Source organism: Pseudomonas sp. 22526, from assembly GCF_052044735.1.
Lineage (GTDB): Bacteria > Pseudomonadota > Gammaproteobacteria > Pseudomonadales > Pseudomonadaceae > Aquipseudomonas > Aquipseudomonas piscium.
Genome location: NZ_JBQENK010000032.1, coordinates 1 through 15,687, shown reverse-complemented (window position 1 = coordinate 15,687; position 15,687 = coordinate 1). Strand labels below are relative to the sequence as shown.

Sequence of the window (15,687 nt, the reverse complement as noted above, 5' to 3'; positions counted from 1 at the left end):
CGCTCCTACGATAAAAGGTTGATACTTCGTCAATCCACCAGGGTACAGGCCATCACCAGCGCATCTTCGCGCCCGCCAGTCGCCGGATAATAATCGCGGCGGCGGCCGACTTCGTTGAAACCGTAGCGTTCGTACAGACGATAGGCGGTCTGGTTGCTGGAACGCACCTCGAGGAAGCACTCGCGCGCGTCTTTCTGGTAGGCGCGCTTCATCAGCTCTTCCAGCAGGCGCAGGCCCAGGCCGCGGCCCTGGCTTTCCGGCTTGACGGTGATATTGAGCAAGTGGGCTTCGTCGATGATCACCTGGATCACCCCGTGGCCGACCTGCTGGCTGCCTTCGAACATCAGCCAGACTTCATAGGATTTCAGGGCGTCGGTGAAAATGCCGCGGGTCCAGGGATGGCTGAACGCCGCGTATTCGATCTTCAGGATGGCATCCAGATCCGCCTCGGTGGCCTGGCGGAACGATAAAGCGTCACTCATTGCTACTTTTCCAACGCGCCATCAGCCGACGCATGGCTTGCCAGACATCAGCCTTACGCTGTGGCTCTTCCATTAATAATTCCAGCCCCGGCAGCGCCCAGGCCGAGCCCAGGCCTTCGACCTGGAGTTCGCGGTTGTAGGCTTGCGCATCGGCCTCGCCCGCGAAACGCACCGCCGGCAGGCCGATCAGCCACAGGCAGACGCAAGGTTCTTCTTCGACCCGCGCCCCGACAAAGGCCTGGACGAAATCCCGCGCCGCGTCCGGCCCCTGGTCGAGATTGCCGCGGGTCAGCATCGGCCAGCGCACCGGCTCGGCGAGGATCTGCGGGCTGTCCGGCAGGCCGGCGGCGCGCAACATGTCCTTGAGCAGCAGATAGGCCGGGTCGCGGCTCTGGAAGGCTTCGCCTGTGGGTAACTCCACCAGCAGCAGGCAACGGCCGGCGCGCAGCAATTGCAGGGCGAAACGCGGTGGCGGCACGGGCGGGGCCTTGACCGGCGCCGGGGCCTCCTCAGCCTCCTCCACGGGCTTGCTGACCGGACGAACGGCAGCGCTGCCGGGACGCGGCACTTCGATTTTCGGTCGTTCGGCAGGCTTGGCCGCAGGTTCGGCAACCGTTCTGGCCACAGGTGCGGGGGCTGCCGGGGCCTCGACCACGGGCTCGGCAATCACCAGCAACTCGGGACGGGACGGCGCCGCAAAGGGCAATTCGGTGCGCGGCAGCCAGCTGACCACCTGCATGGCGGACAGATAAGCGCGACGGCGGGACTCGATAAGCAAAGGTCGGCCACTTGTGGATAACTGAAGTGGGGGGATTCTACCGTCCTTCGTCGAAGATCGCCCGCAGTTGATTCGTCACAAAAAACGCCCGTCCAGCCCATGACAAGACCGAGGGGTGAATCGTCAGCCTTCCGATGCAGTACAATCGCCGCTTTTCATTGCCAACCAGCCGGCCATTCCGATGATCGAACCCAAGCGCGTGTTGCGCGCCCTCGCCGAACACTGGGCACTTCTGGAGCCACTGTGCGAGCACTTCGACCAAGGCACCCTGAGCCTCGCCGAACTGCGTTCACAGCTGGCCGCACAGCAAATTGACAGTACGCCACAGGACATCACCAGCCTGCTGGACGTGTGGATCCGCCTGGATATCCTGGTTCCGGTGGCGAAAAGCCCGAACCGTTTCGAGCTCAACGCGCAGATCCACGACTTCCTCGCCTACCTGCGGCGCGAGCACCGCCTGGGCCTGTGCCTGGAAATCGAAGCCTACCTGCGCCACCTCGAACGCCTGGCCGGTTACATCCAGGACGCCTTCGATATCCGCGACGGCCATGACCTGGCTCGCCAGCTGCGTCTGCTGGACATGCGCGTGCGCGATGTCCTGAAAAAGCTCGCCAACGACGAACAGGCCCTAGTGGCCGTCGCCGAACGGGCCAAGACCAGCGACCGGCAGATTCCCCTGCGCCAGCGGTACGCCGAGGTACTGGCCACCTGGGACGAATACGTCGAGCCGATGATCCAGCTGGTGAACGCCGACGGCGCCTTCGAGCAAGGCGTGCGCAAGGTCGAGAACGTCCTGCTGCGCATGCTCACCGAGCAGCAGCGCCTGGGCCACCTGGTGGACGACGACATGCTGCTGCGTACCCACGCGCGGATCCTGGAAATGCAGACCAGCGCCCAGCTGACCCTGCGTCACGCCCGGGAACTGCTGCTGCCGCTGCGCGAAGAAGCCCGCCGGCACAACGCCGTGACCCGCGGCGCGGCCTTGGCCCTGTCGGCCATCCGCCGCAAGGGCATCGACGCCGTGCCGCAAGCCGCCATGCCGCTGTTCACCCGTCCGCAAAGCACCTTCCTCGGCAGCTCCGGCCAGGTCGAGGCCTATGTCTACGCCCTGGCCAGCTTCGAGCCGAAGCCGACCCGCTTCCCCAAGGCGCACAAGAGCCACAAGGGTGGCGACGCGCCACGGGCGCCGCGCACGGTGCGCGAGATGCTCGACCGCTGCGAAGACGCGCTGCCGATGCCGGACCTGATGACCTGGCTGCTGGAGCAGGAACCGGACGGCGCCACCGACGAGCTGCTGTACTGGTTCTCCCGCCTGTCGCGGGAAAAACGCTTCAAGCGCGAGCGTCTGGAACGCCGCGACTACCACACCCACGAGCACCAGGTCAGCCTGCGCTCCTTCGCCCTGCTCTCGGCCCGCGATGATGCCGCCGAGAATTCTGCGAGCACTCCACATGCATCTTGATCTTTCCGAACTGTCCCAGCTGGCGCCGATCTTTCGCGAGCTGTTCAAGGGTTATCACGTCAGCCGCCGCGACCCGGAGCTGTATTCCCAGCTGTCGAACTTCCAGGACCAGTACCGCACCCTGTTCAAGGCCCTGGGCTTCGAGCTGGTGTGCGACACCCGCGGCTTCTACTACTTCGTGCCGGAAAACGCCGCCGCCCAGGTGAACAAGACCGCCCAGCGCCTGGCGCTGTTCACCTTCATCCTGGTGGAGCACCTGGCCGACCAGGGCCGCGACCCGGTCGCCGTACTCGACGGCGGCAGCCTCGCCCGCGACGAACTGCCGTCCCTGCTGGAGAAGTACCGCGACCTGTTCATCCAGGCCGAGGTGCAGACCCATGAAGAGCTGGAAGAAAAAATCATGCGGCGCATGACCCAACTGGGTTTTGCCGGCGAGGAGCCAGGCATCTACCGCTTCCTGCCACCGATGCACCGCTTCCTCGACGTCTGCCTGTCGGTGCAGCAGGACCGTGACCTGGCCGCCAGCCTGCACAGCGTGCTGCCGTTGCCGACGCCGGTGCTGATCGACGAAGACAGCGACGAAAAACTGCTGCAGACCGACGACCCGCTGGACCTCAGCGAATTCGTCGAGTCCGAAGAAAGTGAAGAAGACGCACTGGCCCGCGCCATTGCCGAAGAACAGGAGCTCGACGCATGAGCAAGGAACGCTACGGCATCCGCCGCTTTGCCCTTTTGAACACCGCCGGCTACAGCCTGGGCCTGTTCCCGCTGGAAGAACCGCTGTCGGTCTACGGCGCGAACAACCTGGGCAAGTCGGCTTCGATCAACGCCCTGCAATTCCCGATCCTGGCGCGCATGTCGGACATGAGCTTCGGCAAGTACAGCCTGGAACAATCGCGGCGTTTCTACTTCGCCACCGATACCAGCTACATCCTGGTGGAAGTGTCCCTGCCCCATGGCCCGCACGTGATCGGCGTGGCCGGACGCGGTCCGGGCGGCAGTTTCGGTCACCAGTTCTTCGCCTATGCCGGCTCGCTGGACCTGGCGCATTACCAGAAGGACGACACCTGCCTGCGGCAGAAAGAGCTGTTCACCAACCTCGAGCGCCATGGCCTGAAGGCTTATGAACTCAAGCCGGATGAACTGCGCCGCTTGCTGGTGGGCGGGCATACCTCGATTCCGCTGGACCTGACCCTGATCCCGCTGCGCTCCACCAGCGAGCAGAGCCTGAAGACTTTCCGCGCGTTGTTCATCAACCTGCTGCACATGCGCGAAATCACCGCGGCCAAGCTCAAGCAGCTGTTCCTCGATGCCTTCGAGCACAGCCTGCGCTCCGGCAGCGTCGACTACATCGCCGCCTGCGAAGAAGCCTTCCGCGACGTGCGCCGCATGGAGCAGGACTACAACTCGCTGGTGGCCGCGGGCCCACTGGTGGAAGCCTTGGGCAACGGCGTGAAGCAGCGTGACATCCTGCGCGGCAAACTGCATCGCCTGTCGCCGCTGCTCGATTCGCTGTTGGGCACCTGGTCCGACTACGCCAGCGCGCGCAAGGAAGAACTGACCGTCCAGGCCGAGCACTACCGCAACGAACAGGACGCGCTGCAGAACGACCAACGCAGCAGCACCCAGGAAATGATGCGCCTGGAACGGGAAATCACCGGCACCCAGCGCTGGCTCGGTGAACTCTCGGTGCTCAAGCATCGTTTCGCTCTGGTGGACGACGTCAAGGTCCTGGAGCAGCAACTGCTGGCGGCCAAGGATGCCCACGACGAACTGGCCGGCGCCCTGGCCCAGTCCCGGCAGTTCTCCGCCGAGGACCTGGAAGAGCGTCTGCGCGACCTGGAAAAACGCCTGAAGTCGGTCAAGCAGCAGCTCGATAACGCCGACAACAACAGCTATGCGCGCCTGCGCGAGGAGTTCTCCCAGCAGGACGTCGAGCGCCTGATGCGCCTGTTCAACAGCCAATTGTTCAGCCTGCCGCTGGGCGAACACGGCATCGCCCTGGACGAGAACGGCGACTGGGTCAAATCCGTGGAGCTGATCCTCGATGGCTTCAAGGGCGAGCGCTTCGAAGTGCCGGGCCTGTCCATCGACATCTCCCACATCGAACCGCCGGCCTTGCAGGCCCTGGCGGATCGCGCAGCGCTGCGCGACCAGAAAGAGCGCCTGGACAAAGAACTCAAGCAGCTGAAAACCCAAGCGGCGGTGGCGGCCGACCGCGCCGCGAGCAAGACCCAGACCGAAGCGCTGTACCAGCAGGTGCTGGATGCGCAGAAAGCCCTGGAAGACTTCCGCCGCGCCCAGACCCTGAGCGCCGAGGAAGGCGAGAAGCTGGAACAGCTGGCGCAGATGGAAGCCGCCCAGGACGAACTCAAGCGCTCCAGCGACGCCTTCACCGAACGCGTCCAGCAGCTGTCGGCCAAGCTGCAACTGGTGGGCCGGCAGATCAGTGACATGGAAGCCAAGCAACGTACCCTCGACGACGCCCTGCGCCGCCGCCAGCTGTTGCCCGCGGACCTGCCGTTCGGCACGCCGTTCATGGAGCCGGTGGACGACTCCATGGACAACCTGCTGCCCCTGCTCAACGACTACCAGGACAGCTGGCAGGGCCTGCAGCGGGTCGATGGCCAGATCGAGGCGCTGTACGCCCAGGTGCGCCTCAAGGGCGTGGCCAAGTTCGACAGCGAAGACGACATGGAGCGCCGCCTGCAACTGCTGATCAACGCCTATGCGCACCGCACCGACGAAGCCCTGACCCTGGGCAAGGCACGTCGCGCGGCTGTCACCGACATCGCCCGGACCCTGCGCAACATCCGCAGCGACTACGACAGCCTCGAACACCAGTTGGCGCTGTTCAACCGCGAGATCAACAAACGCCAGGTGTCCAACCTGCAGAGCTTCCGTATCGTCCTCGCGCCGAACAAGGAAGCGCTCAAGCACATCGACCAGATCATCCACAGCGCCGGTCAGTACGAAGAAGGCGAGACCCTGTCGGTGTTCGACCTGAGCCAGAGCACCGAGCAGGACAACAAGAACGAAGAGGCCAAGGAGTACCTGGCCCGTCTGGTAGCGGCCAACCACAACCAGTTGGGCCTCAAGGACCTGTTCGAGCTGGCGTTCGAGATCACCAAGGTCAATGGCCAGCCGGTGATCCATACCGATATCGATGGCGCGGCGTCCAACGGCACCACCATGACCATCAAGGCGCTGACCAACATGTACCTGTTGCTGCACTTGATGGATCGCGAGCAGGCCGGGCGCATTCGCCTGCCGTACTACCTCGACGAGGCCGCGGACATCGACGAGAAGAACCAGGCGGCGCTGTTGGAAACCAGCCTGCAACTGGGCTTCGTGCCGATCCTGGCCAGTGTGAAGCCGCAGGTGTCGGCCCAGGTCGCCATCGACCTGGAAGGCGGCAGCGGCCCGAACGGTATCTACATCGACGAGGCGGACTGGAAATACATCCGCCGTCACGATCAGGTCAAGGCCACCCTGAACGTCGAGCCGGAAGCCGAGGCGGAGCTGGACGAGGTGTAACCCGCCCGAAGCCGTAAAACCAAAAAGGCCGTGATCCTGAGATCACGGCCTTTTTGTTTGCCTCTTCGCCTGTAGGAGCGAGCTTGCTCGCGATAGCAATATGACTGATACACCGCTATCGCGAGCAAGCTTCGCTCCTACAGGGGGGAGTTATTTGGCCAAGGGGATTTTCGGCGCCCAGGTCAGCCACTCGTCCTCGAACTTGTCGAACAACGGGAAGGTCTGCTCCGGCCGGGCCGGATTGCCCATGCGCTCGCCATCCGGCGTGGCAAAGGCGATACCGCCCTGGATCAGGGTCTCCAGCGACTCGGTACGGACCGTCGCGCCCTTGAACAGGCCAATGTCGATACCGAACCCACTGCTGTTCCAGAAGCGCGTGCCGCCACGCACCAGCGGCGCGTACTTCGGCTCGATCAGGATATGGATCAGGACCCGGTCGGCGGTCTGGCCCAGTTCGTAACCTGTCACCTTGCCCACCGTCACTTCACGGTAGGTCACCGGCACGCCGACCTTCAGCGAGCCACGACGCTCTGCGCTCAGCACCAGGCTCAGGCCGGCCTCGGCGACCGCGGCTTCCGGTGGCTGGGGCAAGGCGACAAAGCTGGTTTGCGCGCCGAGGTTCTTCGCCGCCGGCTGCACCTCGATGTACTGCCCGGTCACCAGGGTTTCCAGGTTGGCGGTCTTGATCAACCCAAGCTCCGGCTTGACCACCCAGAACTGGCTGCCGACCCGCGCGATACGCTCCGGCACTTCGGTGATCCGGGCCTTGAGCAGCACCGACTGCAGGTCGCTGCTCAGGTCGACGTCTTCGACCTTGCCGACATCCAGCCCCTTGAAGCGGATAGGCGTGCCCGAACGCAAGCCATCGGCGCGATCGACCTTGATGCTGATCAGGGTGCCCTTCTGCGTCGCCTGCTCCTTGTCGGCATACAGGCGGAAGCGCGGGATGCGCTTTTTCAGCGGCACGTTGGGTTCTGGCGTGTCGAAGGCGATACCGCCGGCCATCAGGCTTTGCAACGACTCGCTCTTGACCTGGATGCCGCCGGTCAGGCCGCCGGTCAAGGTGACGCCGCTGGCGTTCCAGAAGCGCGTCGAACCATTCACCAGCCCTTCGTATTCCTTCTCGATGTGCACGCCGATGACCAACTGCTTGCGGGTCCGCGAGAACTGGTAGCTCTGCACCGAGCCGACTTTGACCTGCTTGTACAGAATCGGGCTGCCCACCTCCAGGGAACCGAGGTTTTCGGTGAACAGCACCAGGTGCAGGCCTGGGGCACGCAGGTCCAGCGGCGGCGCCTTGGGCCGCGCCTCGAACTCGCGTTGCGGGGCGCCGCCCTTGTCACCGGGGCGTACCGCGATGTAGTTGCCTTTCACCAAGGCTTCCAGACCGGTGATACCCGCCAGGGAGATCGAAGGCTTGACCACCCAGAACTGGGTGCCTTGCACTAGGTAGTCCTCGGCCAGTGGGTCCAGGGTCAGTTCCGCCGTGGCGCTGGAGAGATCCGGGTCGACCTTGAGGGCCTTCAGGTTACCGACCTGAATTCCCTTGTACATGACCGGTGTCCGGCCTGCCTGGAGCCCTTCGAAGTCACTCAGCTTGACCTTGACCCGGATGCCCGCCTGCGCCGCGTCGAAGTCTTCGTAGAGACGGAACGGCAGGGTCGGGTCGGTCGGCGGGCTGTCCCGACGATTCTCCGGGGTGGCGAAGGCGATACCGCCGGCGACGATGCTGGCCAGGGATTCGCTACGCACTTTCACACCGGACAGGTTGGCGTCGATGCTGATGCCGCTGGCATTCCAGAAACGCGTATGTTTGCGCACCAGATTGGCGTAGGTCGGCTCGATAAAGACTTTGATCTCGACTGTGTTCTGGTCTTCGGAGAGCAGGTAGCTTTTCACCTGGCCCACCTGGATCTGCTTGTAGAACACCGGGCTGCCGCGGTTCAGCGAGCCCAGGCGATCCGCCTTGATGGTCAAGTGCAGGCCCGGCTTGGCATCCGATAGCGGCGGTTCTTCGGCCAGCGCCTTGAACTTGCGCGCAGTCTCGCCCTCGCCCGGGCTGATGGCGATGTAGTTACCCGAAACCAGCGTTTCCAGGCCGGTGATCCCGGCCAGGGTCACGCTCGGCTTGACCAGCCAGAAGCGGGTGCTGCTTTTCAGGTATTGCTGGACGTCCTTGTTCATCTCGACGGTGGCAATCACCCCTCTGGTGTTGCCTTCGTCGTCCAGGGCCAGGGCCTTGACCTTGCCCACCGACATCCCTTTGTAGACCACCTCGGTCTTGTTGGCCTGGATGCCCTCGCCACTTTCAAAGCGCACCTGGATCTCGATACCGGTCTGGTTATAGGCACGCCAGCCCAACCATCCGCCGATCAGCAATGCGATCAGGGGCAGGACCCAGATGGCCGACCAGTTCGAAGCCGGACGGGTTTTAGCTTTAGGCAAATCACTCATTGTCGTCGTCCGACTCCGTGTTATCCCAGATCAGTCGGGGATCAAAAGTTACTGCGGCGAGCATCGTCAAGATCACCACGCTGGCAAAGGCCACCGCGCCGAGATTGGCCTCGATGCTGGCAAGCCGACCGAAATTCACCACCGCCACCAGGATGGCGATCACAAAGATATCCAGCATCGACCAACGGCCGATGAACTCGATAAAGCGGTACATCCAAATGCGTTGCCGCGCCGATAACGGCTGGTGGCGCTGGACCGAAAACAGCAACAGGGCAATACCCACCAGCTTGAAGGTGGGCACCAGAATACTGGCGATGAACACCACCGCCGCAATCGGGATCATGCCGTGCTGCACCAGTACGATCACCCCCGACATGATGGTGCTGGGATCACCCTGGCCGAGCGACGTGACCGTCATGATCGGCAGCACATTGGCCGGGATGTACAGGATCGCCGCGGTAATCAGCAGCGCCCAGGTGCGCATGATGCTGTTGGGGCGACGAGCATGCACCAGGGCCCCGCAGCGAGTGCAGGTCTGCTCATCGGTATCGGGTTCCTGCCTGTTCAGCTCATGGCATTCATTACAGACCAGAATGCCCGCATCAATCGCCCGCATGCGCATCCTCCCCCGCCAAGGCATCCCATATCTGATGGGGCGACATGACCACCTCCAGCCACACCTGGACCAATAACAAGCTGACAAAACATACCAGCCCCAGGCCGACCGTCATGGCAGCCAGGTCCGCGAGCTTGACGATGGCGACCAATACGCCCATCAGGTAGACCTCGAGCATGCCCCAGTCCCGCAAGTGATGATAAATGCGGTACAGCAACAGCCCGTAACTGCGAGCGATATCCAGGCGAATGCTCAGGAGCACGAACAACTGGCAGATCAGTTTGAGCAGCGGAATACCCATGCTGCAGAGAAACACCACCACCGCCACGCCTTGCATATCGGTATTGAACAAACCGACGACGCCGCTCCACACGGTGTCCTCCGAGGATTGTCCGAGTAGATTGAGCTGCATGATGGGTAAAAAGTTCGCGGGGACGTAGAGCAGTAGCGCGGCAATAACCAATGCCAGGCTGCGATCCACGACATTATGGCGGTGTGCGTATAGCTCATAACCACAGCGGGGACACTGGGCTTTTTCTCCGTGGGCCAGCTCTGGCTTGCGCATCAGCAAGTCGCATTCGTGGCAGGCCACCAGGTCATCCAGCGGCAACTCCGACAGCCCGGGGGCGTCAACCGTATCTGACATACAAGGTTCTGGCTCTGAAAAGGCGTGGAGCTATTCTAGAGGTCCGTCCCGAAAATAACTGTGCAAAATTGTTTGGAGATAAGAAACGTATTTTTCGCGCGCATAAACAAAACCCCAATTGCTTTCGCAATTGGGGTTTCGGAATTTAATCTTGACGATGACCTACTCTCACATGGGGAAACCCCACACTACCATCGGCGATGCATCGTTTCACTTCTGAGTTCGGGATGGGATCAGGTGGTTCCAATGCTCTATGGTCGTCAAGAAATTCGGTGTGCCGACTCGTCTTTCGACGCTTCGGCAAATTGGGTATGTAATAGCTTTGTGGTGTTTTGTGAGCGGTGCAAACTTTCGGTTCATTTCGTCTTCACACACCGCAACTCGCTCTTAAGCAAATTGCTTGGGTGTTATATGGTCAAGCCTCACGGGCAATTAGTATTGGTTAGCTCAACGCCTCACAGCGCTTACACACCCAACCTATCAACGTCGTAGTCTTCGACGGCCCTTTAGGGAACTCAAGGTTCCAGTGAGATCTCATCTTGAGGCAAGTTTCCCGCTTAGATGCTTTCAGCGGTTATCTTTTCCGAACATAGCTACCCGGCAATGCCACTGGCGTGACAACCGGAACACCAGAGGTTCGTCCACTCCGGTCCTCTCGTACTAGGAGCAGCCCCTCTCAAATCTCAAACGTCCACGGCAGATAGGGACCGAACTGTCTCACGACGTTCTAAACCCAGCTCGCGTACCACTTTAAATGGCGAACAGCCATACCCTTGGGACCGGCTTCAGCCCCAGGATGTGATGAGCCGACATCGAGGTGCCAAACACCGCCGTCGATATGAACTCTTGGGCGGTATCAGCCTGTTATCCCCGGAGTACCTTTTATCCGTTGAGCGATGGCCCTTCCATACAGAACCACCGGATCACTAAGACCTACTTTCGTACCTGCTCGACGTGTCTGTCTCGCAGTCAAGCGCGCTTTTGCCTTTATACTCTACGACCGATTTCCGACCGGTCTGAGCGCACCTTCGTACTCCTCCGTTACTCTTTAGGAGGAGACCGCCCCAGTCAAACTACCCACCATACACTGTCCTCGATCCGGATAACGGACCTGAGTTAGAACCTCAAAGTTGCCAGGGTGGTATTTCAAGGATGGCTCCACGCGAACTGGCGTCCACGCTTCAAAGCCTCCCACCTATCCTACACAAGCAAATTCAAAGTCCAGTGCAAAGCTATAGTAAAGGTTCACGGGGTCTTTCCGTCTAGCCGCGGATACACTGCATCTTCACAGCGATTTCAATTTCACTGAGTCTCGGGTGGAGACAGCGCCGCCATCGTTACGCCATTCGTGCAGGTCGGAACTTACCCGACAAGGAATTTCGCTACCTTAGGACCGTTATAGTTACGGCCGCCGTTTACCGGGGCTTCGATCAAGAGCTTCGCGTTAGCTAACCCCATCAATTAACCTTCCGGCACCGGGCAGGCGTCACACCCTATACGTCCACTTTCGTGTTTGCAGAGTGCTGTGTTTTTAATAAACAGTCGCAGCGGCCTGGTATCTTCGACCGGCATGGGCTTACGGAGCAAGTCCTTCACCCTCACCGGCGCACCTTCTCCCGAAGTTACGGTGCCATTTTGCCTAGTTCCTTCACCCGAGTTCTCTCAAGCGCCTTGGTATTCTCTACCCAACCACCTGTGTCGGTTTGGGGTACGGTTCCTAGTTATCTGAAGCTTAGAAGCTTTTCTTGGAAGCATGGCATCAACCACTTCGTCACCTAAAAGGTAACTCGTCATCAGCTCTCGGCCTTAGAATCCCGGATTTACCTAAGATTCCAGCCTACCACCTTAAACTTGGACAACCAACGCCAAGCTGGCCTAGCCTTCTCCGTCCCTCCATCGCAATAACTAGAAGTACAGGAATATTAACCTGTTTTCCATCGACTACGCTTTTCAGCCTCGCCTTAGGGACCGACTAACCCTGCGTCGATTAACGTTGCGCAGGAAACCTTGGTCTTTCGGCGTGGGTGTTTTTCACACCCATTGTCGTTACTCATGTCAGCATTCGCACTTCTGATACCTCCAGCAAGCTTCTCAACTCACCTTCACAGGCTTACAGAACGCTCCTCTACCGCATCACTTACGTGATACCCGTAGCTTCGGTGTATGGTTTGAGCCCCGTTACATCTTCCGCGCAGGCCGACTCGACTAGTGAGCTATTACGCTTTCTTTAAAGGGTGGCTGCTTCTAAGCCAACCTCCTAGCTGTCTAAGCCTTCCCACATCGTTTCCCACTTAACCATAACTTTGGGACCTTAGCTGACGGTCTGGGTTGTTTCCCTTTTCACGACGGACGTTAGCACCCGCCGTGTGTCTCCCATGCTCGGCACTTGTAGGTATTCGGAGTTTGCATCGGTTTGGTAAGTCGGGATGACCCCCTAGCCGAAACAGTGCTCTACCCCCTACAGTGATACATGAGGCGCTACCTAAATAGCTTTCGAGGAGAACCAGCTATCTCCGAGCTTGATTAGCCTTTCACTCCGATCCACAGGTCATCCGCTAACTTTTCAACGGTAGTCGGTTCGGTCCTCCAGTCAGTGTTACCTAACCTTCAACCTGCCCATGGATAGATCGCCCGGTTTCGGGTCTATACCCAGCGACTAAACGCCCTATTAAGACTCGCTTTCGCTACGCCTCCCCTATTCGGTTAAGCTCGCCACTGAATATAAGTCGCTGACCCATTATACAAAAGGTACGCAGTCACAGAACAAAGTCTGCTCCCACTGCTTGTACGCATACGGTTTCAGGATCTATTTCACTCCCCTCTCCGGGGTTCTTTTCGCCTTTCCCTCACGGTACTAGTTCACTATCGGTCAGTCAGTAGTATTTAGCCTTGGAGGATGGTCCCCCCATATTCAGACAAAGTTTCTCGTGCTCCGTCCTACTCGATTTCATGACTAAGAGATTTTCGCGTACAGGGCTATCACCCACTATGGCCGCACTTTCCAGAGCGTTCCGCTAATCTCAAAGCCACTTAAGGGCTAGTCCCCGTTCGCTCGCCACTACTAAGGGAATCTCGGTTGATTTCTTTTCCTCAGGGTACTTAGATGTTTCAGTTCCCCTGGTTCGCCTCTTGCACCTATGTATTCAGTACAAGATAACCATCTTATGATGGCTGGGTTCCCCCATTCAGACATCTCCGGATCAAAGTCTGTTTGCCGACTCCCCGAAGCTTTTCGCAGGCTACCACGTCTTTCATCGCCTCTGACTGCCAAGGCATCCACCGTATGCGCTTCTTCACTTGACCATATAACCCCAAGCAATCTGGTTATACTATGAAGACGACATTCGCCGAAAATTCGCAATGCTCATGAGAGCAACTCACAAATTTTACCTTAGCCTGAATAAACACCAGTGAAAGTGCCATTCAGTCTATCTTTCTATCACATACCCAAATTTTTAAAGAACGATTCTGATAAAGATCAGAAATCAACATTCATCGCCGTTCTGGCGGAATGCTCATTTCTAAGCTTTAAACGATGGAGACCAATCTGTAATGGTGGAGCCAAGCGGGATCGAACCGCTGACCTCCTGCGTGCAAGGCAGGCGCTCTCCCAGCTGAGCTATGGCCCCGTATCGCTACAGGGTGCACCAGTAATTGGTGGGTCTGGGCAGATTCGAACTGCCGACCTCACCCTTATCAGGGGTGCGCTCTAACCAACTGAGCTACAGACCCAATCGTCTTCTTCAATGAATCAAGCAATTCGTGTGGGAGCTTATGAAGCAGCTGATGTCGTCGATTAAGGAGGTGATCCAGCCGCAGGTTCCCCTACGGCTACCTTGTTACGACTTCACCCCAGTCATGAATCACACCGTGGTAACCGTCCTCCCGAAGGTTAGACTAGCTACTTCTGGTGCAACCCACTCCCATGGTGTGACGGGCGGTGTGTACAAGGCCCGGGAACGTATTCACCGCGACATTCTGATTCGCGATTACTAGCGATTCCGACTTCACGCAGTCGAGTTGCAGACTGCGATCCGGACTACGATCGGTTTTATGGGATTAGCTCCACCTCGCGGCTTGGCAACCCTCTGTACCGACCATTGTAGCACGTGTGTAGCCCAGGCCGTAAGGGCCATGATGACTTGACGTCATCCCCACCTTCCTCCGGTTTGTCACCGGCAGTCTCCTTAGAGTGCCCACCATAACGTGCTGGTAACTAAGGACAAGGGTTGCGCTCGTTACGGGACTTAACCCAACATCTCACGACACGAGCTGACGACAGCCATGCAGCACCTGTCTCAATGTTCCCGAAGGCACCAATCCATCTCTGGAAAGTTCATTGGATGTCAAGGCCTGGTAAGGTTCTTCGCGTTGCTTCGAATTAAACCACATGCTCCACCGCTTGTGCGGGCCCCCGTCAATTCATTTGAGTTTTAACCTTGCGGCCGTACTCCCCAGGCGGTCAACTTAATGCGTTAGCTGCGCCACTAAGAGCTCAAGGCTCCCAACGGCTAGTTGACATCGTTTACGGCGTGGACTACCAGGGTATCTAATCCTGTTTGCTCCCCACGCTTTCGCACCTCAGTGTCAGTATCAGTCCAGGTGGTCGCCTTCGCCACTGGTGTTCCTTCCTATATCTACGCATTTCACCGCTACACAGGAAATTCCACCACCCTCTACCATACTCTAGCTCGCCAGTTTTGGATGCAGTTCCCAGGTTGAGCCCGGGGATTTCACATCCAACTTAACGAACCACCTACGCGCGCTTTACGCCCAGTAATTCCGATTAACGCTTGCACCCTCTGTATTACCGCGGCTGCTGGCACAGAGTTAGCCGGTGCTTATTCTGTCGGTAACGTCAAAATACTCACGTATTAGGTAAGTACCCTTCCTCCCAACTTAAAGTGCTTTACAATCCGAAGACCTTCTTCACACACGCGGCATGGCTGGATCAGGCTTTCGCCCATTGTCCAATATTCCCCACTGCTGCCTCCCGTAGGAGTCTGGACCGTGTCTCAGTTCCAGTGTGACTGATCATCCTCTCAGACCAGTTACGGATCGTCGCCTTGGTGAGCCATTACCTCACCAACTAGCTAATCCGACCTAGGCTCATCTGATAGCGCAAGGCCCGAAGGTCCCCTGCTTTCTCCCGTAGGACGTATGCGGTATTAGCGTCCGTTTCCGAACGTTATCCCCCACTACCAGGCAGATTCCTAGGCATTACTCACCCGTCCGCCGCTCTCAAGAGAAGCAAGCTTCTCTCTACCGCTCGACTTGCATGTGTTAGGCCTGCCGCCAGCGTTCAATCTGAGCCATGATCAAACTCTTCAGTTCAAACATCTTTGGGTTTTGAGAAAACCCTAAACTTGGCTCAGCAATCGTTGGTTACATCTTTGATTTCTCGCGGAGTAACTTGTGATGCTGATAATCTTTCTGACTATCAGTCTGACTCCACAAGCACCCACACGAATTGCTTGATTCAGTTGTTAAAGAGCGGTTGGTTAAGTCTTTCGTCTCAACCGAGGCGCGCATTCTACAGCAGCCTCTGTATCTGTCAAGCGGTTATTTTAAGAAGTTTTCAAAGTTTCCTTTGCAACTTCAACCACTTGCGCTTCCGATCTCTCGTCAGCGGGAGGCGAATTCTACAGCGTTACACGCTGCTGTCAACACCTCTTTTTCTCCGCTTTCGACCGAGAAGATCGAACCGTCAAT

At 58.8% G+C, this 15,687-nt stretch carries 8 protein-coding genes, 2 tRNA genes, 3 rRNA genes and 1 pseudogene; 4 read left to right on the top strand and 10 right to left on the bottom strand.

Translation table 11 applies throughout. From position 1 onward, the window contains the following. Positions 1 to 29: 29 nt before the first annotated feature. Positions 30 to 482: a ribosomal protein S18-alanine N-acetyltransferase gene (rimI, locus tag ACTJKT_RS29970; protein ID WP_009045633.1), complete on the bottom strand. Its 453-nt coding sequence runs from the start codon at positions 480 to 482 to the stop codon at positions 30 to 32. Next, the gene (locus ACTJKT_RS29965; protein WP_440790114.1) at positions 475 to 1,260 is read right to left on the bottom strand and encodes an energy transducer TonB; all 786 of its coding nucleotides are present in this window, start codon (positions 1,258 to 1,260) and stop codon (positions 475 to 477) included. The genes rimI and ACTJKT_RS29965 overlap by 8 nt, the downstream gene beginning before the upstream one ends. A 181-nt stretch (positions 1,261 to 1,441) precedes the next feature. On the opposite strand from ACTJKT_RS29965, the gene mksB reads away from it, so the two are divergent. From mksB to mksF, 3 genes are read left to right on the top strand one after another with little or no spacing between them, the layout of a single operon-like run. Continuing rightward, complete coding sequence (mksB, locus tag ACTJKT_RS29960; RefSeq protein WP_063433025.1) at positions 1,442 to 2,722, top strand: Mks condensin complex protein MksB; 1,281 nt, start codon at positions 1,442 to 1,444, stop codon at positions 2,720 to 2,722. Then, positions 2,712 to 3,419: an Mks condensin complex protein MksE gene (gene mksE / locus ACTJKT_RS29955; protein ID WP_025804429.1), complete on the top strand. Its 708-nt coding sequence runs from the start codon at positions 2,712 to 2,714 to the stop codon at positions 3,417 to 3,419. Before mksB ends, mksE begins: the two co-directional genes overlap by 11 nt. Continuing rightward, a complete protein-coding gene (gene mksF / locus ACTJKT_RS29950; protein ID WP_097305100.1) occupies positions 3,416 to 6,259 on the top strand; it encodes an Mks condensin complex protein MksF in 2,844 nt (947 codons plus the stop codon). Before mksE ends, mksF begins: the two co-directional genes overlap by 4 nt. A 150-nt stretch (positions 6,260 to 6,409) precedes the next feature. On the opposite strand, the gene ACTJKT_RS29945 is transcribed toward mksF, so the two are convergent. The 8 genes from ACTJKT_RS29945 to ACTJKT_RS29910 all read right to left on the bottom strand — a co-directional run bounded on the left by ACTJKT_RS29945 (position 6,410) and on the right by ACTJKT_RS29910 (position 15,309). Further along, complete coding sequence (locus ACTJKT_RS29945; RefSeq protein WP_440790112.1) at positions 6,410 to 8,713, bottom strand: MlaD family protein; 2,304 nt, start codon at positions 8,711 to 8,713, stop codon at positions 6,410 to 6,412. Then, on the bottom strand, positions 8,706 to 9,329 hold the full coding sequence (locus tag ACTJKT_RS29940) for a paraquat-inducible protein A (protein WP_007930128.1): 624 nt from the start codon (positions 9,327 to 9,329) through the stop codon (positions 8,706 to 8,708). Before ACTJKT_RS29940 ends, ACTJKT_RS29945 begins: the two co-directional genes overlap by 8 nt. Continuing rightward, complete coding sequence (locus tag ACTJKT_RS29935; protein ID WP_440790110.1) at positions 9,316 to 9,975, bottom strand: paraquat-inducible protein A; 660 nt, start codon at positions 9,973 to 9,975, stop codon at positions 9,316 to 9,318. The genes ACTJKT_RS29940 and ACTJKT_RS29935 overlap by 14 nt, the downstream gene beginning before the upstream one ends. A 149-nt stretch (positions 9,976 to 10,124) precedes the next feature. Next, positions 10,125 to 10,240: ribosomal RNA gene (gene rrf / locus ACTJKT_RS29930) — 5S ribosomal RNA — on the bottom strand. Positions 10,241 to 10,386: 146 nt separating this feature from the next. Beyond that, a 23S ribosomal RNA gene (locus ACTJKT_RS29925) occupies positions 10,387 to 13,278 on the bottom strand. Positions 13,279 to 13,528: 250 nt separating this feature from the next. After that, a tRNA-Ala gene (locus ACTJKT_RS29920) sits at positions 13,529 to 13,604 on the bottom strand. 26 nt (positions 13,605 to 13,630) lie between these two features. Continuing rightward, positions 13,631 to 13,707: transfer RNA gene (locus ACTJKT_RS29915), tRNA-Ile, on the bottom strand. Positions 13,708 to 13,772: 65 nt separating this feature from the next. After that, positions 13,773 to 15,309 (bottom strand): 16S ribosomal RNA (locus ACTJKT_RS29910). The 16S, 23S and 5S rRNA genes sit together here with 2 tRNA genes alongside, the layout of an rRNA operon. Positions 15,310 to 15,445: 136 nt before the next feature. Here ACTJKT_RS29910 and ACTJKT_RS29905 point away from each other — a divergent pair. Continuing rightward, positions 15,446 to 15,687 (top strand): annotated as a pseudogene (locus ACTJKT_RS29905) (hypothetical protein); the annotation flags it as partial.